Here is an 18886-nt window from a genome sequence, read left to right on the forward strand (position 1 = left end):
CGGTGATCAGGATTCCGAGAGTCGGCCGGGCGACATTTCGGTCGCCGGATGACGGCGATCGGGCCCTGCCCAGCCGAGGTCAGGAGAGGTCAAGGTCCTTGATCCAGAAGCTCAGTTGTGCGAAGGAAGTGGAGGTGACGGTGTAGACGGGGACCGGCGTTGTCGCGGTCCGGCGCGAGTGGCCGACCGACATCAGCTCACTCCTTCCGATATGTATCGGTGGGACGCCGACGTGGAGGAAGACCGCATGTGGCTCCCAACGGAAGTCGCCACTGGGCCGGGAGATCACTCCTGCGATCTCGTTGCTCTCGATCCCCTCAACTCCCGCTGTGACCTGCCTCAACGCACTGCGGTCAATCGTGTCCGCGAAATGAGCAAGTCCCGGAAAGCGCGTCACGTCATCGACCAGCACAGTGGCAAAGCCGATCGGCGATCGCAGGGTGGCAAGGTCTTCCAGCAAGCCGGGCGGCCGATCATCCCCCGCACTACGTCGCCGCCAACGATCCCAAAGCGTCACGAGGCCTCCAAGTCGAACCAAGCCGGCGTTGGGCCCACTCGATCCCAACTGGCAGGCTACCGGTCCTCGCGGCTGCGCCGCATGCTGGAAAAGGCCGGCGTCGGCTACGTCCTGCCGTTCCGTGCCGTGCCGTACGGGCGAGGCCCTTGGGTGGCTGCTGACCGAACAGCCGATCCCGTCGTCACCCGTCACGACACGAGCGACCACATATCAGCTGCCGGCCACGGTGGTTGACGGAGTGGCGGGTCGGTCGGGGAGGGAGCCGAGGAGCGCGGTGGCGGCCTCCTCGGCGAGGTCCTCGGCATGGGCCGGGAGCGGTGTGCCTGCCCTCAGGTGACGACGTACCAGGGCCAGGGGCAGGTCGACCAGCGCGAGTGCGACGCGATCGCCGGCCTCGGGACCCTCGCCGCCGAGGGCGGCGGTGAGGGAGGTGAGGGCGGCACGCAGACGTTGATGGCCGCGATCCGCGCGGCGGAGGTGTTCCTCGGACCAGTCGGCGGACCCGAAGTCCTTGGCGCCGTAGAGGAGTAGGGTCGCCTGCTCTGGGTGAGTGCGGGACCAGGCGATGACATGGCGTGCCGCCGCACGACCGGCCCGCAGAGGATCGACGTCGGCTTCGAGAGCTGCGAAGTAGCCCTCCTGGAAGTTCTCGACCGTCCGTAGCCACACTTCCGCGAGCAGGTGGGTCCGTCCGGTGAAGCGGTGGTACACCGAACCACTGGGGGCGCCCACTTCCTTGGCGACCGCGGACATGCTCACCGCGCCCGGGCCTCGTACCGAGGCTTGGCGCACGGCCGCGTCGAGGAAGCGGTCCGCGTCGAAGTGGGGTGGTCTCGCCATGGGTTGGAGAGTACTCTCCAAAATATTAGAGAACACTCTCTAGAACACTGGCGCTGGCCCGGGGAGGCCGCATGGGGATCTACAACGTTCACGAGCGTCTGCTGCCCGCGACCAAGAGCGAGGTGGGTGCGTTGCTCGACTCCGTCTCCGGCAGCTGCGACATGCTGTGGCCGCACGGGAGATGGCCGGCCATGAGGTTTGACCGGCCTTTGGCCCCCGGGGCCGTCGGTGGCCACGGGCCGGTGCGTTACACCGTGGCCGCGTACGTGCCCTCGACATGGGTGCGCTTCACCTTCGACGGGCCGCGCGGCTTCCACGGATTCCACGAATACGCGGTGTTCGAGGTGGACGAGGAGCACACGCTGTTGCGTCATGTCCTTGCCATGAACGCCCGCGGCACGGCCCGCCTCACCTGGCCACTGGTGTGGCGGCCGCTGCATGACGCATGCCTGGAGGACAGCCTCGACCGAGCCGAACAGGCCTGCACGGGCACGGTGGCGACCCCGGCACGCTGGGGCCCGTACGTACGACTGCTGCGAGGCATCGCCTCCCACCGGGCCCCCGCACCGGACGGCGACCGTGGTGTCCGGGTTCACGCTCACCGCGGTGGCTGACCCGGGGGGTGCCCTGACGCGGTGCCCCGGGTGGTCCCCGCCCGGGGTGCCATGCCTGGCCATGCGAACGGACAGCAGTGGTGGAGCGCCTTTTCACCGTGAAGTGTGAGCCGCCACCCTGGGTCTCGGTGCCGAGCTCAGTCCCACCAGCCGTCGCCGGAATTCCAGCGCCGCACCCACTGTTCGAAGCCCCATGCGTCGTCCCCGGGCACCGGGCCGGCGCCGACGTCGGACACCATCCAGACCTCGCCCCGGCGGGGCCCTGTGGTCACCAGTACCCAGAACGACTGCCCGTCCTCCGATCCGAGCACGACCGATCCCTGGGTGAACACCGCATCCACGCGCGGATCCTCCTCAGGATCGACGCTCTCGTCGTCCTCCCACAGCCAGCCTGCTTCCAGGGGGAACGGCTCCCCAGGCCGGCGCGGCCCGAGATCAGGCCAGCCGGCGGGCAGCCAGCCGAGCGGCTGGAGGCCGCCGTCCTCTGCCGGGCCGAGGCTGCACCCGTTGCTGATTTCGGCAACGAACGTCCGGTACGGCTCCGGAAGGACCGCGCTGTTCTCGGACTCCCAGGCTGCGACGGCTTCATGCCCGAGAGCAGGTTCGCGCCACTCCGGCGGGAACGCGGCGCCCAGGAAGTCGAGCGTGGCCTTGTCCGGCCTCTGATCAGGTGTGGTCATCACGGAAGGATGCTCCCAGAAGCGGCTGACACTGATCTCTGAGCCCTACCTGTCAGAAGCAGATGCCGCTGGTGCACTCACGTCGCCCGCGACTGGACCCGACGCACGGAAGGTGCGCCGGTACGCCGACGGGGCGACCCCCGCCTCCGCCGCCAAGTGCCGCCGCAGTGAGGTGGCGGTGGCGAAGCCGACTTCGTGGGCGACCCGTTCCACCGGCAGGTCGCTGGTTTCCAGCAGCTGCCGCGCCCGCCGCAGCCGCTGCTGGGTGAGCCAGCGGCCGGGGCTCAGACCGGTCTCCTCCCGGAAGCGCCGGGCGAAGGTACGGGTGCTCATCGCCGCGTGCTCGGCCAACTCGTCCAGCGACAGAGGCAGTTGCAGTCGCTCCAGTGCCCAGTCGCGGGTCGGCCCGGTGCCGGTCCTGCTCGCCGGCGGCAGCGGCTGCTCGATGTACTGCGCCTGCCCGCCGTCCCGGTACGGCGGCACGACGCAGCGACGGGCCACCTGGTTGGCCACCTCGCTGCCGTGGTCCTGGCGTACCAGGTGCAGGCAGACGTCGACACCGCTCGCCGCCCCCGCGGAGGTCAGCACATCACCGTGGTCGACGAAGAGCACGCCGGCGTCGAGCTCGACCCGGGGGAACAGCTCCCTGAAGTGGTCGGTGAGCGCCCAGTGGGTGGTGGCCCGGCGCCCGTCCAGGAGACCGGCGGCGGCCAGCAGGAAGGCGCCGGTACAGATGGACACCAGACGGGTGCCGGGCCGGACGCGGGCCAGGGCGGCGAGGCCCAGCGGGTCTGGGGCGGTGACCGAGGCCCGGGAGATCGCGTACGGAGGGATGATCACGGTGTCGGCCTCGGCCAGCACCTCGGGACCGTGCCCGGGGGTGACGGTCAGGTCCGAGTCGGTACGCACGGGCTGCCCGTCCGCGCTCGCGGACAGCACCTCGTAGCGGCCGTCGGCGGAACCCAGAACCCGGTGCGGGATGCCGAGCTCGAAGGGGTAGACGCCGTCAAGGGCGAGGACGACGACCTTGTGGGCGCCTGGCCGCGGCTCCGGGCGCATCAGGCGGTCCAGTTCGGCTGTGCGCTCGGCGAGGTCACGGGCCCGGGAGGGCCCGGCGGACACGGGCCGGGCGGTGGGAGTGTCGACGGTCATGGCAAGAATGTATCGGAGGATGACCTTCTTGCCATCGCGCCTGCCATGGCCGTACGGCCATGATCGAGTCATGACTTCGACGGACACCCCTGAGAACCTCAACTCCGCGAACCCCGCCGCCCCGGACGGCGCCCCCGTGATGCTCGCCCTGCACCAGACGGCCCTCGGCGGCCCCGAGGTCCTGCGACTGACCGAGCTTCCGCGGCCGACGCCCGGCCCCGGGGAGATCCTCGTCGCCGTGCACGCGGCCGGACTCAACCCCACGGACTTCAAGCACCGCGCCCTGACTATTTTCCTGCCGCCCCCGCCGCTGACCCTCGGCTGGGACGTCTCCGGCACCGTGGTGGAGACCGGCTTCGGCGTCACCCTCTTCCAGCCCGGTGACGAGGTCTTCGGCATGCTGCCCTACCCGTACGGGGTCGGCTCCCACGCCGAGTACGTCACCGGCCCCACCCGCGCCTTCGCCGCCAAGCCCGCCGGGATCGACCACGTCCAGGCGGCCGCTCTGCCGCTGGCCGCACTCACCGCCTGGCAAGCCCTCGTCGACACCGCGGACCTCCGGCCCGGACAGCGGGTGCTGATCCACGCCGCGGCCGGCGGTGTCGGGCATCTCGCCGTACAGATCGCCAAGGAGCTCGGCGCGCACGTCACCGGAACGGCGAGCGCCCCCAAGCACGACTTCCTGCGCGAGCTCGGCGCGGATGCCTGCATCGACCACCGCTCCGAGGACTTCACCGACACCGACGAGCGCTACGACGTCGTCCTGGACGCCCTCGGCGGGGAGACCGCCACCCGTTCCGTGAGCGTGCTCCGCCCCGGCGGCGTCGTCGTCTCCCTGCTGCCGGGCGCCGCGGACACCCAGGCCGCGGCGGACAAGGCACAGGTCCGCGCCGTCGGCCTCCTCGTCGAGCACGACCAGGCCGGAATGCGCGCCGTCGCCGACCTCGTGGAGCGGGGCAGGCTCCGTGCCCACGTCTCCGGCACCTTCCCCCTCGCCGAAGGAGCCCGGGCCCACGTTCTGGGAGAGACGGGCCGCACCACCGGTAAGCTGGTGATCACCGTGCGCTGATGGTCGTCGAGGGAGTTGGGCAGGGTGTCCGAGCTGTCCCTGCCGGGAGGTTTCGTCAATACGGTCGTTCGTGTCGGGGACACGGTGCGTCGTACAGCCTCTGCTCGCACGGAGTTCGTCGGTGATCTGCTGAGGTTGTTCGAAGCGGAGGGCTGGAGCGGAGCTCCGCGGTTTCTGGGTGTGGACGAGAAGGGCCGCGAAGTACTCGGTTACCTCGATGGGCATGTGGCGTGGGAACCCCGGCAGCCCGCCGCTGTGTCGTCGGACGAGAGCCTGGTGGCGGTGGCGCGGCTGGTGCGTCAGTTCCACGACCTGACGGTCGGCACCGCGCCGGCTGGAGACCGTGAGGTCGTGTGTCACAACGATCTGTCGCCCAAGAACACGGTGTATCGGCCGGTGAACGGCGAGCTTCGGCCGACGGCGTTCATCGACTGGGACCTGGCAGCGCCGGGTGACCGGATTCATGACGTCGCGCATGTCTGCTGGCAGTACGTCGGTCTCGGCCCTGAGGTGACCGATGCCGGGGATGCTGCCCGGCGCATGAGGCTGATCGCTGACAGCTACGGGTTGTCGGACCGGAAACGCCTTGTGTCCACGGTCTTGTGGTGGCAGGACCGGTGCTGGCGAGGCATTGAGGCCGAAGCCGATGCCGGTGACGTCGCCATGGCCGGCCTTCGTGACACCGGGGTGGTGGGAGTAGTCCAGGGCGCGTATCAGTGGGTCCTCGATCACCGGGGTGTCCTGGAGCACGCACTGCGGTGAGCCGGGTCCCCGCGGCGCGCAGAGCCGCCAACCCCTGTCGGGGAGGTGGAAGTCGGCAGCTGGGCGTGGTTGTGTAGGCGGGCAGGGCGCCTCGAACCATGTGACCACGGCGAGTACACCAGGGAGGGCTCCGTGCAGTTGCGCGATGTCACACCGGGCGATGTCGATGCCTACATCCGGATGCGGTGCGACCCCGTCATGATGGCCGACCTCGGCGGCCCGCTGCCGCGCGAGGGCATACCCGGCAAAGTGCGCCGGGACGCGGCCGACGCGGCGGACGACGTCTGCTGGATCAAGATGATCATTCCCGATCCGGACACACCCGACGTGGTTGCCGGATCGGTGACGATCTGGTCCCATGACCCCGACGACGAGCCCATGTCGGAGATCGGGTGGATGATCCTGCCGGCGTTCCAGGGCCGCGGCTTGGGCAAACACGCGGCCCGGGCCCTTCTCGAACAGGCTCGGGACGAAGACCGCTGGGGCGTCGTCCACGCGTTCCCGGCGACGGGCAACGGCGCCTCGAACGGTATCTGCCGGTCCCTCGGGTTCCACTTCATCGCCGAGCAGGACGTCACCTTCGCGGACCGCGTACTGCGGAGCAACCACTGGGCCATCGACCCGCGCACCGACCTCAAGTCACCCTGACACTCACCTCACAGGCAACAACCGACCCTGGCCCGCACACGTGCAAGCCGCCGATCCGGCTTCACGCGTAGCGCGTGAAGAGGGCCTGGAGGTATCCCTCCAGCCGCCTGGTCAGCAGCGTGGGGGTCAGATCGGCACGGCCCAGCTCGCGCCACGGGGCGGCGACCTTCTCCGCGTCCGGAGCAAAGGCCAAGGCGTCCAGCAGCCGCCAGTAGAGGTGGGCGGCGCGGTCTTCGGTCAGCGTGCCTCCCGCCGCGACGTAGCGGTCGGCGAACCGCATCCCCGCGGCGACCCCGTGCAGCAGAGCCAGGGCCGTCGAGCAGTGGGCCACGTCCAGGTCGGCCGGTCCCCATGAGGTCTCCACCCAGTCGACGACGCCACTGATGCGCAGACCGTCGCCTTCGCCCGTGAAGAGGACATTGCCGGGATGGAAGTCCCGGTGCAGGAAGCAGGCCCGGTACTCCGGGGGTTCGCGGCGGATCACGTTCACGGCCCGCTGCCACAGCTCAGGCTGATCGGTGTCCTCGGGCGGGCTCACCCGCTCGGGAGAGGTCCACGCCTGGTACGCGCGCGGCCGTGCCTCTGTGGTCACCGGCAGCCGGTGGATGCGCAGCAACTGGCGCGCCAGTAGTTCGGCACGCCGGTGGGCCTCCTCATCACCCAGGCGCACGGTTCCGGGGAGCAGGGACATCAGCAAGGAGGGGTGACCGCAGTACCGCGCTGTTGCGTCCACGGCCACCAGCGTGGCGGCGGGCACATCTGTACTGTCGAGCAGGCGCAGAACGCCTGCCTCTCGGGTCAGCAGGCCCTCCGCGTGCCGAACGAAGAAGGGCTTGACGAACGACCGCAGGACCAGCGAGCGGCGACCGCCCGGCCCGCAGATGTCCAGACGGCGCATCTCCGACGTCCAGCCGCCACGCAACCGCGCGACTTCCTCGATGAGTTCTGCGTCGGACAGCGCCTTCTCCACCCAGGCACGCGTCGCGCCCCATCCCTGGTCCTCAAGATCGGTACCGATGTGCTCGGCACTCTCGTCCGCGGCCATGGAGGCAGGCTATCCGCCTCATCGACGGACGCGTGTGGCCACCCGCCCACCCACCCACAACGTTTGACGCTTCCTCAGTGGGTTCGGGTGGGCCGGGCCCAGCGGAATGCGGTCGGTCGCGCTTGGGCAGGCCATAAACCTGGGGACGTAGACGGTCCTCCCCGGGATACTGGGCGCCATGGATGAGGTCAAGGTCGTCGTCGCCCATTCCGAGCGCGCGACCTTGCGCGTCGGCGACGTGTTTCTGAAGGTGGACGCCGATCAGACGCGCATTGACGTCGAGGTCGAGGCGATGGCTCTGGCGCCGGTCCCGACCCCGAAGGTCCTGTGGCACAGGCCGCCCGTGCTCGCGATCGCCGCGGTCCCGGGCACGGCGCTCGGCCGTCTCGGCGAGCCGTCGACGGCGTCCCCGGCGGCGTGGGCCGCAGCGGGTGCCGCTGTCCGCAAGCTGCACGACGCGCTGTTGCCACCCCGGCCCGGACGGGCCGGCCGGGGCCTCGACGAGTTGACCAGGGACCTCGATTTCGAGTGCGAGTGGCTGGTGGCGAACGGCGTTTTGCCCGCCGATCTGGTCGCCCGCAACCGCCGGGTCGCCGAGGCCGCGCTCCGGCCGTGGACTCCGGCGTTCACGCACGGCGACCTGCAGATCGCTCACGTGTTCATCGACGGCGACGGGATTACGGGCATCATCGACTGGTCCGAGGCGGGCCAGGGCGATGCCTTGTTTGACATCGCCACCTTGACACTCGGACACGAGGAGCACCTCGGCGACGTCGTCGCCGGCTATGGCGCCGACGTCGACTTCGACGTGATCCGTGCATGGTGGTCGTTGAGGAGCCTGCTGGCGGTTCGATGGCTGATCGAGCACGGCTTCGACCCGATGGCACCGGGCTGTGAAGTCGACGTACTGAAATCCCGGATGTGAGGCTGCACGGGCCGGACTGCCGTCAGTGCGTTCCCCTGCATTGCACCGAGCCTCCGCCACAGGTCATACCTGTACTCCGCGAAGCGGACGACCCTGAGTACGGGCACCGCCCGCACATGATGGCCCAACTCGTCGCGGATTCCCCACCGTAGCCACCCGAACGAGATGACCTTTAAGGTGTGTGGGTGATCTTCAAGAGGAAGCAGGAGGCTTCCGGCCTCATCGCCACGGTGTCCGAGCTGGAGGAAGCGGTTGCCGCTCGCGACGGTGACCGCACGGGGCGTGCCTTCACCGCCATGATGAACGGTGTGCAGTCGGCGTCCGACCCTGAACGCGTTCTGGCGGGGCCTCGGTTGGCGGCGCTGCTGCCCGCCTTCCCGCCCACGGGTCCGCGGCCGATGCTGGCGATGGCGGCCGGCTTCTGTGTCGAGCGCGGGGCCGATCCGGTGGCCTGCGCGGAGCCGATCCTCGGCGGTGCCCACAGGGACCTGCTCGACGCTTTGGAGTTCGCCCGCCGTTGGACTGCCACCGGCACAGCCAAGGACGAACTGCCGGAGGCGGACGAGAAGATCATTGACGACGCCCTGCTGACCCGTCTGGGCGACGACGTGCACGAGGCCACGCGGCTGGCCCTGGCCTGGTGCTCGGTCGAGCAGTGGCAGCCGTCCGCGCTGGCCGTGCTGTGCCGCAGTGCTGAGGCGCGCCGCCGACACGCCTCCGCGATCCTGCCCGCCTGCCGCGACCTGGCCGCCCTGGAACGGCACGACCTCAAATGCCTGGCCTACGCGCTGGCAGTTCTGGACGACGAGCCCCTTGTGGTGCTGCACAGGCCCACCGGGACCGGGTTCGAGGTACGCATCGGTGGCATCGGGGACAACTTCCAGTTGCACACGCTGCTCGCCCACGTCCTGGTCGGCGGCGGCCACGTTCCCGGGACCCCGCCTTCCGCGGAGAGCGTCCGTCTGGCCACGGACCCCGAGCCCGCCCAGGGACGCACCCGGGCCATCGCGACCGGGGCCTTCGAACTCCTCGCCCCGGACGGCGAGCGGATCTGGAACGAGGGGCTGCCCGAGGACATCCCCATGGTGGAGGGACGCCGCCTGCTGGTGCTCGACGAGCCCGCATACCAGCGCAGTTGGAACGCCGACAGGTTCTTCCCGCACCTCCCGGGCACAGCCGAGCTGACTCGTGTCCTGACCGAGGACGAGACGCGGACCTGGTTCGCCCGCACGTCGTCCGACACCGCGGTCCGCCGACCTTCCTGACTGGACGGTCCGGGCGGCGGCCTAGGTTTCCAACACGTACCACTGTCTGGGCGATGTGCCACGCACGTACAGATGCCGGCCTCGGCCTATCGGGCGTGCGTATCGCTTGAGCGGTGCCCCGTTGGGGAGGGTGAGACCGGCTTCCTCGACCAGCAGCGCCTCGCTGTCCGTCAGGCGGCAGCGGTGCAGGCGATCCGGTTGTCGGTCGCCCCCCAGCATGGTGATGTGTTCTCCGTGCACGGCCATACCCGCTGGAGCGACCACAGGGGTCGTCCGTATCCGGGTCTCACCGTTGGCCCGGACCTCGAGCAGCGGGAAGGTCGGGTAATAGTTGGCCCACGCGACACCGTCGTCAACGTTGAAGGCGTAGACCGTATCGATGTATTCGATGCCCTTCGGAGGCGTGTACCCCCATTGGCGGTTGCCGCCGCTGTCCCAGCGCACCAGGCCGGCGGCGCTGATCGGGTCGATGTACACGCCTTCGTCGAAGTAGGCACTCCATACATGGTGCCGCCGGTCCGCCATCAGGAACTCGACCGCACGTCCCATCTCGAAGCTACGGCGGCGACGCCCGTCCGTCCCGTAGATCTGCGCATTGTGGTCCCCTGCCGCGCTGTACCCCTGCACAACGAACCGGCCATTGGGCAGCGCGTCGAGGTGGGTCACCCGCAAGCTCACCTTGCGCAGGAACCGTTCGCGGACCGCGCCGCCGTTGTCGATGACCAGAAGCGCGTCATACGGAGACCTACGGGGCTGAGGGCGGGGCCTGCCGTACGAACTCGGGCGGAGTTCCGCATCGGGGCAGATCAGCCAGAGAGTCCGGCCCCAGGCGTCCACGGTGGTCGCCAGAACCTTCTGGTGCTCGTACTGCCCAGGCAACAGTGCGTGAGGACGCAGTGCCACCTTCCTCAAGAAATCACCTCACGGGCGAATGAACATGACTCGCTCATGATCGCATCCCTCCGAACCCGTCGACCAGAGCCCCGACACCTGGAGCCGGCAATCGAGCCTTGGTCGGTCAGGCTTTGACCAGCGATTTGGTGATCATGCTTTCGGCGGACGCGATGATTGCCTCCTGGGAGGTCCGCGGCCGCAGTCCCAGGAGGCTGCGGGCCTTCTCGTTCGACACGTGCTTGACGTATCCGAGGTCCGCGGCGACGGGCCTGAACTCCGCCTTGAACAGCGCGGCGAGCCGGACGATCGTGTCGGGGACGGTGCGGGTCGGTACGTTCTTGGCCGCGTCACCGAACCGTGTCCGCAGAACGGCGCCGATCTCCTTCATCGCGACGGCGGGTTCACCGGTCGCGATGAGGAACCGCTGCCCGGCGGCGCCGGGTGCGGTCATGGCCGTGACGTGTGCGTCCGCGACATCGCGGACGTCGACCACCGGGACGTACATGTTCGGGTAGCCGGGCATCTCACCGTTCAGGCTGCGCTGGACGATGTGGTTCGCGCCGGAGACGCTGCTGCCCAGGACGGGGCCCATGACGGCCACCGGGCAGATGGTGGTCAGCTCGGTGCGGGCACCCTCGGAGCGGATGAAGTCCCAGGCGGCCCGCTCGGCGAGGATCTTGCTCCTGCCGTACGCGTCGACGCCCGGACCGTCGAGTGGCGACCAGTCCTCCTCGGTGAAGACGTGGTCGACGTGGCCGTGCCCGAACCCGACGGCGTGGAAGGCCGAGGTCAGCACGACCCGTTCGACGCCTGCGTCGCGAGCTGCCCGCAGGACGCGCAGGGTGCCCTCGCGTGCCGGGGCGATGACGTCGTTCTCGTCCTTCACGTTCCCGGTGTGGATCGGCGAGGCGACGTGCAGCACGTAGTCGACGCCTTGGACCGCCGCGGCCCAGCCGGCGTCCTTCGTCAGATCGGCCTCCACGAAACTCAGGGCCTCGCCTCGGCGCATGCCCGCCGCTTCCAGCGTGGTGCGGATGTCGTCCTCACGGCGCAGTGAGCGCACCGTGCTGCGGACACCGAATCCTCGTTCGAGGAGCTGGAGGATGATGTGTCCGGCGACGAAGCCGGACCCGCCGGTGACGAGGACGCGTTCCTGGGCCATGAGGTCATTCCCTTCGAGGTGAACGGCTGCGACATGCCAGCCGGGAACAACGTCGCGCGCATCGACGCCTGCGAACCAGCCCCCCGTGACACTGGTAGTGGCAGGGAGTAGGCAGGTTCGGCCGCCCTGTGCCTACCGTGGCCGGTATGAACTCCGAACCGAACGTTCTCGGTGCATACCTCCGGGCTCGACGCGAACTCGTCACTCCCGAGCAGGTCGGGATCCCGGTGACCGGAACCCGCCGTGTTCCGGGGCTGCGCCGCGAGGAGGTCGCGATGCTGGCCGGGATCAGCGCGGAGTACTACCTGCGGCTGGAACAGGGCCGCGACCGCAACCCGTCCGTCCAGGTGCTCGAGGCAATCGGACGCGTCCTGCAACTGGAGGACGACACCTACCTGCTTGGCCTCGCGGTGGAGCGACCGCGCCGGAAGCGCCGGAGAGCGCGGCGGGAGACTGTGCCGGCGAGCACCGCACGCTTCGTCGCGGAACTGCCCTTCCCCGCCTTCATCGAAGGCCGCTACCTGGACGTGCTCGTGGCCAACCCGCTCGCCGCCGCGATCTCCCCACGTCTGAAGGCCGGAGGAAACCGGCTCCGCGACGTCTTCCTCGACCCCGCGGAACAGGCTCTCTTCCAGAACTGGAGAGGTGCCGCAGCCGGGCTGCTCGCCGGATTCCGCCGCTCGGTCGGGGGCGAGACCGACGACCCGAGAGTCATCGAACTTGTCGGCGAACTCACCTTGATCAGCCCGGAGTTCCGCCACTTGTGGGCCCGTCACGATATCGGCCCACGCGCCGGAGCGACCGTTACGTTCCACCACCCACAGGTCGGGACTCTTCATCTCGACCGCGAAAAGCTCGCCGTCAGCGGCACCGAGGGCGCCATGCTCGTCGTCTACCACCCGGCACCGCAGACGGACAGCCGCGAAAAACTCGCCCTTCTGGCCTCCGTGACCGCCACCACGGACAGCGACACCTCCGCGTCCATCCGGTCTTAGGACGTGTGTCGGAAGTGCTCTAGGTTGGCCGACGTGAGTGGGCGGGGGCGGGGTTATCGATACGTCGGACCGGTCGAGTTGAAGGCTGCGGTCCGACTTGGCGACGGCGGGCGTCGGATCGGCTCGGTGGGTGACTTCGGTGGCTGGATCGTGGAGCAATCGGCGGCGGAGCTGGCAGAACCGTTCACCTTCGTGGTCGGTATGGACGGTGTGCTTCGGCTGGCGCCGCGGCGCAGCGAGCACGTTGCCTGTGCCGGCGGAGACATGGTTCTGAGTGCCGGCGAGATCAGCTTCATGCGCGAGGTGGACCGGTGGACCGTGAGCGAGATCAGCAACCAGTCCACCGGGTATTGCCCGGACGTCAGTTCCTGGGCGGAGGTCGCCCGAGCTCTGGACGCTGTAGAGCTCCGGCGGCCTTCCGGCTTCACCCACGCGGTCGTGTTCCGGCGGTGCCCCGACTGCCAGGAGCACAACATCGTGCGTGAGGACGACTTCGTCTGCGTCTTCTGTGGCAGCGATCTGCCCGCGGCGTGGAACGTGGATCCCATCGCGTGACGGCCGAGGGCCCCAGCCACGGAGCCGGCAACCTGGTCTGATGGATCAGCAAGCGTTGGTCGGCCCGTTACTCATACCGGTACTTCAGCGAATCCGCCTCCGCCTGCTGGATGTCAGCGATCGTCAGCTCCGGCATCCGCAGCTGGGCCAGTGTCACCTCGGCCGAGGTCGGCTGGGCGTCAGCCGGGAGCCACTGCTCCGGCTTCCAGGCCCCGCTGCGCAGGAGCGACTTGGGGCAGTGCGGGTAGACCTCCTCGATGCCCACCACCAACGCACTGGCGGGCGGCTTGCCCACGGCCGTCAGCTGCGACAGCAGCTCCGGGCGGGTGGAGACGCAGGCCCGCCCGTTCACCCTGAGCGTCGTGGTGCGCCCCGGGATGACGAACAGCAGCCCGGCCCGTCCGGTGGCGATCACGTTCTGCAGGGTGTCCAGACGCTTGTTGCCGGTCGCGTCCGGTATTGCCACCGTCCGTTCGTCCAGGACGGCGACGAACCCGGCAGGGCCGCCGCGCGGGGAAACGTCACAGTTGCCCTCGGCGTCCACGCTGGCGACCAGGACCAGCGAGGAGCAGCCGATCAACCTCCGCGTCTGCTCGGTGAGTTCGTTCATCTGCTTGCGCAATGCCGCCTCGTTGGGCAGTTCGTAGGCCCGGCGCAGCGCCTCCTGGTCGGGCACGGCGTCGAGGAGCAGCGAGTCGAAGGCACTGTTGGCAAGGCGTGGCGTCATGCCCCGACCCTAACGGGCCGACCTGCGATCGGCCTTGGCCGGTGAGTGCGGGGACGTAGCCGGTAGTGGATGCGGTCGGCGGCAGGCCCTCTCCGACGGTGCGTGAGGCCGCGTGGCAGCGCATCGAACAGACCGGGGCGAACTCGATCACATGGGTTCCAGCTTGTGCGACCGGCAACGGGAGAGTGAGGCGGTTCTGCTCGGCGGTCAGGCGGGGACACCGGCCCGGTTCAGGACGGCGGCCATCTCGTCCTCGGGGAGCGCGGGGTTGGCACCCGCGCTGGAGGCCAGTTCAGGGACATGGAGCGCCTCGCGGAGCCGGTGGAGCGGCAAGCGCGGGTCGCCGGCCGCCGCTTGGCGCGTCCAGACCGCGGGGTCATGGCTGAGTCGTTCGATCAACGCGGGCGTGGCGGCCGGGTCCCGCACCGCCAGCCGACGGTAGTGCCCGTCCGGGTGGTCCGCGTAGCGCGCGGCGAGACCCTCGCGGGGGAAGCGGGGGTGCGTCTCCGCCATCCAGGCGGAGAACGTCCCACCGAGCCGCGCGTACACCCGCATCAGGACCTCCTCCGGGGTGTCGGGATGGTGCACACTCAAGAGGTTCTCCACCAAGGGGTCCTCGGTGCGCGCGAGCAGGCTCACGAGGTCGGGCGGCAGGTGGGAGCTCTGGGCGGCGGTGCGCCGGAGCAGCGGGTGGGCGGAGGTCGCGGCTCGTCGCAGCACCTCGGGATCGGCGAACCCGTCCCGTACCCACTCCACGTCCCCTCTGCCGAAGGCCCCCGCCGTGAAGTCGATCGCCATGCGCCGCGTCTCGTCCAGTTCAGGTCTTAGGGAGACGGCGAGCCGTACGGCCTCGTCGGGGTCGACGGCGAGCCGCTCCACGAGGTCGGTGGGCAACGAAGGATTCTCGGCCAGGGCAGCCAGGTGCGTCCGTTCGGCGACGCACCGTTCGGCGTCGGCGCGATGCAGGAGGCCGCGGCGCAGCGCCTCGGCCACGGACTTCGGGTCGCGGAGGAGTTCGGCGGTGACGTGGGCGTCCCGTCGGCACTCCCACAGTGCGGCGGCCCGCCGTACCTCGGGGTCCGGGTCGGCCAGCAGAGCCGATTGCTCGCCCGGCGTCAGGATCTCCCATGCACGCACCGCGCCCCGGCGCGCGGCCGGATCGTGGTGCGTAGCCAGCGAGGCCACGAACGACGGCGCCAGGTGGGGCGAGTCCAGCAGAGCCGCGCGCACGGAAGCATCCGGGTCGTCGAGCAAGCGGGCGCATGCGGCGTCCGGCAGCGGCGTGACCGCCGTACGCGGGCCGTGCCACCTTTCGGGTCCGTACGCGAGCGCAGCCCGCACCTCAGGGGAGGGGTCATCCGCCAGCCGGGCCCGCTGTGCGGGCTCGGCCCTGGAGCTCATCGCGAAATCGATCCGGCTGCGCGGGTTCGGGTGGGCCAGGATCGCCGCGACGGCCGGCTCGGGGAGTCCGGCTCGCTGGAGGGCGTGACAAGGCGGGCCGTCACCGCCCTCGATGGCCAGCAAGCGCAGCAGCAGCGGTGTCGGCAGCGCCGGATTGCGGGCTACTCCGTCCAGCGCGGATGCGTGGAACGCCACCATGATTCCCCTGCCCCTGTGTTTTCCCCGAGTTGTCCGCGGCCATGATCTCCCGTATGCCTGTCAGGAACCGCCAAAGGCTCCGGCTGTCCAGGGTGTACGGCGCCGTGAACCGCGGCGTCGTCGGCGTGGCACGGTTACGGTGGGTGTGCCGGCGAGTGCGCCGCAACCGGTGGCCGCCGGCGGGCGGTGGCGGCATGAAAGCCCGGTGAAGTTGCCGTCCACAGCACTACTCTGCCGATGTGACCGAAACCCAGGAACCCCGCGCCGTCCTCGCTCTGACGGATGTTGCCGTCCACCGCCGTACCACCGGACAGGAGATCGTTCTCGACGGGATCAACTGGACCGTTCGGCCTGGCGAGCACTGGGCGCTGCTGGGGGCCAACGGAGCCGGCAAGACCACCCTGCTCCGGCTCGTCGGGGCGGTGATGTTCCCCACCGTCGGCACTGTCGAGGTCCTCGGTGATCAACTCGGCCGTGTCGACATGCGCGAGCTGCGAGCGCGCGTCGGCCTGGTATCCGCCGCCCAGAAGGTCCCGCTGGACGCCACCGCCCACACCGTCGTCCTCACGGGCGCGACCGGCACGGTGCAGCCCTTGTGGCGGGAGTACGACACCGCGACCCGCGAGCGCGCCCACGACCTGCTCGCCGAGCTCGGGTGCAAGGAACTCGCCGACCGCCGGTTCGGTGACTGCTCGGGCGGCCAGCGCTCCCGGATCCTCATCTGCCGTGCTCTGATGGCCGATCCGTCGCTGCTCCTGCTCGACGAGCCGTTCAACGCGCTCGACCTCCCGTCGCGCGAGGACCTCGTGGACGCGCTGCACCGGCTGGCGGCCGACAGGGCCGACCTCGCCACCGTCACGGTCACCCACCACTTGGAGGAACTCCCGCCCAGCACCACTCATGCCTTCCTGCTCAAGGAAGGTCGCGAGCTGGCATCCGGCCCGGTCGACGGCGTGCTCACCCCGGACAACATGACGGCCTGCTTCGGACGCCCCATTCACGTGGCCCGCCACGACGGCCGGTGGTACGCACGCTCGGGCCGCTAGCGTCGTGTGACCGGGAACAATTGGCCCGAAAGGTCGTTCACGCGTTTGATGGGTACTGGACTGCGAGCGCGGTGCAGATGCGGGGGCCAGGTGATCGGGCTTCGATGACGTAGGGGATGTCATGTTGCTGGAGAACAAGACCGCCATCATCTACGGCGGCGCCGGAGCCATCGGCTCCGCAGTCGCCCGCGTCTTTGCCGACGAAGGCGCCACGGTCCACCTGGTCGGGCGCACCCACGCACCTTTGGAGGAGCTGTCCCGCAGCATCGCCGCATCCGGGGGGCGCGTCGAGGTCGCCACGCTGGACGCGACTGACCGTGCCGCGGTCGAGCAGCACGCCGGCGCCGTCGCCCGGCACTCTGTGGGGATCGACATCGCCTTCAACGCCACTTCCAACGACGACCTGCACGGCACCCCGCTGGTCGACATGGCCGACGAGGACGTGCTACGTCCCGTCCTCAAGGCGGTCACCACCCACTTGACCCTGGCCACCGCCGTCGCCCGCCACATGATCCCCCGCCACACCGGGGTGATCTTGGCCATGGGTGGCGGTCGAGAAGCCATCCCTGGCCTCGGCGGCTCCCACATCGCCTGGTCCGCCCTCTCCGGCCTGTGCCGCCAGCTCGCCGCCGAACTCGGTCCGCACGGCATCCGGTCCGCCTGGCTGCTCTCTCCCGGCTCGCCCGATCCATCCAACGCGCCCGAGGACGACCCCGAGGCAACCGTGACACTGCTCCACCGCCGGCCCCGCCTGGAAGATGTCGCCCACGCCGCGGCCTTCCTCGCCTCCGACCGCGCGCCGACCATGACCGCCACCGAGCTCAATGTCACCGGCGGAGCCGTCGTCGACTGAACGCACTCGCCGACGGCGCGATGCGGCATCGTGCTGGCGCGCCGCCCGCGTCCGACGCCCGGGCCAGCCTAGATTCTTGCTGGTCGAACAAACCGTGCGGGGAGGTCGTCCGTGTACCTGGTGTCCCCTGTCCGTCGTGGCCTCGCCCGTCGCGGTACGCAGTCCGCGAGCACCACCGTGGCGGCCGTACGCCTCAACCGCCGGTGGTGACACCCTTCGGGACCGGTGCCCGAGATCTGGCCGGCTCCCCGCCAAGAGCCTGCGGGCGGGTCTCGTGAAGTGGTTTTCCGGGGTTGGTGCCCGGCGGCTGAGGAGGGTGCCGTGGCTGCTGCCCGTAGTCCTGATCGGCGCTGGAGTGATCTTCAATGTGGTCACCCCGCCCGATGTCGCGGTGGGGGCGACCTTCGCGGCCGCGCCACTGGCGGCGGGAGCTTTGTGGACCTTCCGCGGCACACTGCTGGTGGCGATCGCGTCGGTGTCGATCCTGGCCCTGCTGCTGTGGTGGGAGAAGCTGGCCACGGGGGACTCGTTACTGCGGCTCGGGACCATTGTCACCGTGAGCCTGTTGTCCCTGGCCATCAACCAAGCACTGCGCATGGGCGAGGAACGCCTTGCCTCGTTCCGGGAAGTGGCCGAGGCGGTCCAGGTCGCACTCCTGCCTGCTCCACCACCGAGGATCGGCCGATTGGAGTTCGCGACCCGCTATGAGACGGCCCACGCGGACGCCCAGATCGGCGGCGATCTGTATGGCGTGCAGCAGACGCCCTACGGAATTCGCTTCCTCGTGGGCGATGTACGGGGCAAAGGGCTCGAAGCCATCGGCAGCGTGTCGACGGTCCTGGGCGCTTTCCACGAAGCGGCCGACACGGAACCCGACCTCGGGGCGGCCATGGCCCGGATCGAGCAGGCGCTGCTCAGGGACAGGGCGCGCCTCGAGGGGAGTGTTTCCGAGGGGTTCGTGACCGCGGTACTGGCCGAGGCCCCGGCCGACGATCCGCACAGCCTCCGCATCGTGAACCGTGGCCACCCGGCGCCCCTCATGCTCTCCTCGGACGGCTCCCGCCCACGCGCGCTGGAGCCGGAGAGCTACTCCCTTCCGCTGGGACTCGGCGATCTCGACAACACCCTGGAGCATGAGGCGCAGTCCTGTCTGTTCCCTCCCGGGGCACTGCTCCTGCTGTACACGGACGGCGTGACGGAGGCCCGGGGCGCCCGAGGCACCTTCTACGATCCCGCCGACCGGCTGGCAGGCCGCAGCTTCAGCCAACCTGCCGGACTGCTGGACGCTGTGGTGGCGGACGTGCGCCGCCATACCGGCGGCCACAACGACGACGACATGGCGCTCCTGGCGGTCATGAACGAACCGGCGGACGGCCGGGCAGGCGCGGAGCCCTGAAAGGGTGCGGTGGGTTGGTTTCCCCAGGTTGGTCCGGTTGACGCCACCGGGCGAGCTACGGCCATGAGGGCGAGGCGACACTCATGCTTCGCCCCCAGCAGCCGCTGAGAGCCTGCGGCAAGCAGCTGGCCGGCTGACCGCC

At 69.8% G+C, this 18886-nt stretch carries 20 protein-coding genes; 11 read left to right on the forward strand and 9 right to left on the reverse strand.

Features of this window, described 5'->3' with window-relative positions:
* Nucleotides 1-79: 79 nt before the first annotated feature.
* Both ACZ470_RS18090 and ACZ470_RS18095 read right to left on the reverse strand, forming a co-directional pair.
* Entirely contained in the window at nucleotides 80-517 is a 438-nt protein-coding gene (locus tag ACZ470_RS18090) for a hypothetical protein (RefSeq protein WP_468428282.1), read from the reverse strand.
* A gap of 210 nt (nucleotides 518-727) precedes the next feature.
* Nucleotides 728-1357: a TetR/AcrR family transcriptional regulator gene (locus ACZ470_RS18095; RefSeq protein ID WP_468428284.1), complete on the reverse strand. Its 630-nt coding sequence runs from the start codon at nucleotides 1355-1357 to the stop codon at nucleotides 728-730.
* A gap of 71 nt (nucleotides 1358-1428) precedes the next feature.
* Here ACZ470_RS18095 and ACZ470_RS18100 point away from each other — a divergent pair, with 71 nt between their 5' ends.
* A complete protein-coding gene (locus tag ACZ470_RS18100) occupies nucleotides 1429-1971 on the forward strand; it encodes an SRPBCC family protein (protein ID WP_468428286.1) in 543 nt (180 codons plus the stop codon).
* A 137-nt stretch (nucleotides 1972-2108) separates the two neighbouring features.
* On the opposite strand, the gene ACZ470_RS18105 is transcribed toward ACZ470_RS18100, so the two are convergent.
* Entirely contained in the window at nucleotides 2109-2651 is a 543-nt protein-coding gene (locus ACZ470_RS18105) for an SMI1/KNR4 family protein (RefSeq protein WP_468428287.1), read from the reverse strand.
* Between the two features lie 45 nt (nucleotides 2652-2696).
* Entirely contained in the window at nucleotides 2697-3803 is a 1107-nt protein-coding gene (locus tag ACZ470_RS18110) for a GlxA family transcriptional regulator (protein WP_468428289.1), read from the reverse strand.
* Between the two features lie 70 nt (nucleotides 3804-3873).
* Here ACZ470_RS18110 and ACZ470_RS18115 point away from each other — a divergent pair, with 70 nt between their 5' ends.
* The 3 genes from ACZ470_RS18115 (at nucleotide 3874) to ACZ470_RS18125 (ending at nucleotide 6282) form a co-directional block, all read left to right on the forward strand.
* The gene (locus ACZ470_RS18115) at nucleotides 3874-4872 is read left to right on the forward strand and encodes an NADP-dependent oxidoreductase (RefSeq protein WP_468428291.1); all 999 of its coding nucleotides are present in this window, start codon (nucleotides 3874-3876) and stop codon (nucleotides 4870-4872) included.
* A 24-nt stretch (nucleotides 4873-4896) separates the two neighbouring features.
* The gene (locus tag ACZ470_RS18120; RefSeq protein WP_468428293.1) at nucleotides 4897-5634 is read left to right on the forward strand and encodes a phosphotransferase; all 738 of its coding nucleotides are present in this window, start codon (nucleotides 4897-4899) and stop codon (nucleotides 5632-5634) included.
* 132 nt (nucleotides 5635-5766) lie between these two features.
* The gene (locus ACZ470_RS18125) at nucleotides 5767-6282 is read left to right on the forward strand and encodes a GNAT family N-acetyltransferase (protein WP_468428294.1); all 516 of its coding nucleotides are present in this window, start codon (nucleotides 5767-5769) and stop codon (nucleotides 6280-6282) included.
* Nucleotides 6283-6343: 61 nt separating this feature from the next.
* On the opposite strand, the gene ACZ470_RS18130 is transcribed toward ACZ470_RS18125, so the two are convergent.
* The gene (locus ACZ470_RS18130) at nucleotides 6344-7327 is read right to left on the reverse strand and encodes a phosphotransferase family protein (RefSeq protein WP_468428296.1); all 984 of its coding nucleotides are present in this window, start codon (nucleotides 7325-7327) and stop codon (nucleotides 6344-6346) included.
* A 178-nt stretch (nucleotides 7328-7505) separates the two neighbouring features.
* Between ACZ470_RS18130 and ACZ470_RS18135 the strand changes: the two genes are divergently transcribed.
* Nucleotides 7506-8252, forward strand: coding sequence for a phosphotransferase family protein (locus ACZ470_RS18135; protein ID WP_468428298.1), 747 nt, complete (start codon nucleotides 7506-7508; stop codon nucleotides 8250-8252).
* A 185-nt stretch (nucleotides 8253-8437) separates the two neighbouring features.
* Entirely contained in the window at nucleotides 8438-9517 is a 1080-nt protein-coding gene (locus ACZ470_RS18140) for a hypothetical protein (RefSeq protein WP_468428299.1), read from the forward strand.
* A 21-nt stretch (nucleotides 9518-9538) separates the two neighbouring features.
* Here ACZ470_RS18140 and ACZ470_RS18145 read toward each other — a convergent pair whose 3' ends face one another.
* Both ACZ470_RS18145 and ACZ470_RS18150 read right to left on the reverse strand, forming a co-directional pair.
* A complete protein-coding gene (locus ACZ470_RS18145) occupies nucleotides 9539-10420 on the reverse strand; it encodes a hypothetical protein (protein WP_468428648.1) in 882 nt (293 codons plus the stop codon).
* Nucleotides 10421-10535: 115 nt separating this feature from the next.
* The gene (locus ACZ470_RS18150; protein WP_468428301.1) at nucleotides 10536-11573 is read right to left on the reverse strand and encodes an SDR family oxidoreductase; all 1038 of its coding nucleotides are present in this window, start codon (nucleotides 11571-11573) and stop codon (nucleotides 10536-10538) included.
* A 146-nt stretch (nucleotides 11574-11719) separates the two neighbouring features.
* Here ACZ470_RS18150 and ACZ470_RS18155 point away from each other — a divergent pair, with 146 nt between their 5' ends.
* Nucleotides 11720-12568: a helix-turn-helix domain-containing protein gene (locus ACZ470_RS18155; protein WP_468428302.1), complete on the forward strand. Its 849-nt coding sequence runs from the start codon at nucleotides 11720-11722 to the stop codon at nucleotides 12566-12568.
* A 33-nt stretch (nucleotides 12569-12601) separates the two neighbouring features.
* On the forward strand, nucleotides 12602-13123 hold the full coding sequence (locus ACZ470_RS18160) for a hypothetical protein (protein ID WP_468428650.1): 522 nt from the start codon (nucleotides 12602-12604) through the stop codon (nucleotides 13121-13123).
* Nucleotides 13124-13190: 67 nt separating this feature from the next.
* Here the strand turns inward: ACZ470_RS18160 and ACZ470_RS18165 are convergent, their stop codons facing one another.
* Nucleotides 13191-13850, reverse strand: a complete 660-nt coding sequence (locus tag ACZ470_RS18165) for an MSMEG_1061 family FMN-dependent PPOX-type flavoprotein (RefSeq protein ID WP_468428304.1) — start codon at nucleotides 13848-13850, stop codon at nucleotides 13191-13193.
* Nucleotides 13851-14057: 207 nt separating this feature from the next.
* Nucleotides 14058-15449 carry a Mucin-2 gene (locus tag ACZ470_RS18170; protein WP_468428306.1) on the reverse strand — a complete coding sequence of 464 codons (1392 nt, stop codon included), beginning with the start codon at nucleotides 15447-15449 and terminating at the stop codon, nucleotides 14058-14060.
* Nucleotides 15450-15688: 239 nt separating this feature from the next.
* On the opposite strand from ACZ470_RS18170, the gene ACZ470_RS18175 reads away from it, so the two are divergent.
* The 3 genes from ACZ470_RS18175 to ACZ470_RS18185 all read left to right on the forward strand — a co-directional run bounded on the left by ACZ470_RS18175 (nucleotide 15689) and on the right by ACZ470_RS18185 (nucleotide 18744).
* A complete protein-coding gene (locus ACZ470_RS18175) occupies nucleotides 15689-16495 on the forward strand; it encodes an ABC transporter ATP-binding protein (RefSeq protein ID WP_468428308.1) in 807 nt (268 codons plus the stop codon).
* Nucleotides 16496-16616: 121 nt separating this feature from the next.
* A complete protein-coding gene (locus ACZ470_RS18180; RefSeq protein WP_468428310.1) occupies nucleotides 16617-17348 on the forward strand; it encodes an SDR family NAD(P)-dependent oxidoreductase in 732 nt (243 codons plus the stop codon).
* Between the two features lie 316 nt (nucleotides 17349-17664).
* Nucleotides 17665-18744, forward strand: a complete 1080-nt coding sequence (locus ACZ470_RS18185) for a PP2C family protein-serine/threonine phosphatase (protein ID WP_468428311.1) — start codon at nucleotides 17665-17667, stop codon at nucleotides 18742-18744.
* Nucleotides 18745-18886: the final 142 nt, after the last annotated feature.

It is taken from the genome of Streptomyces sp. NPDC031111, from assembly GCF_055570675.1.